General features: G+C 62.4%; 1 protein-coding gene. It reads right to left on the reverse strand.

The features are described 5' to 3' along the window. Nucleotides 1-314 (reverse strand): EF-Tu/IF-2/RF-3 family GTPase (locus tag RVY79_RS18630; protein WP_317466033.1); only part of this gene is annotated, 314 nt, incomplete at both ends.

Raw genomic sequence — 314 nt, forward strand, 5'->3', positions numbered from 1 at the left:
GATCGAGCCCGGCTTGGCCAGCACTTGGCCACGCTGAACGTCTTCACGCTTGGTGCCGCGCAGCAGAATACCGACGTTGTCGCCTGCTTGACCTTGGTCCAGCAGCTTGCGGAACATTTCCACGCCCGTGCAGGTCGTCTTGTCGATCTTCGGCTTGTCGCCGTCCATGGCGATACCGACGATTTCGATTTCTTCGCCGACCTTGATCACGCCACGCTCGATACGGCCGGTCACCACGGTGCCGCGACCCGAGATCGAGAACACGTCTTCCACCGGCATCAGGAACGTGCCGTCAACAGCGCGCTCCGGCGTCG

It is taken from the genome of Chromohalobacter sp. HP20-39, assembly GCF_033052815.1.
Taxonomy (GTDB): domain Bacteria; phylum Pseudomonadota; class Gammaproteobacteria; order Pseudomonadales; family Halomonadaceae; genus Chromohalobacter.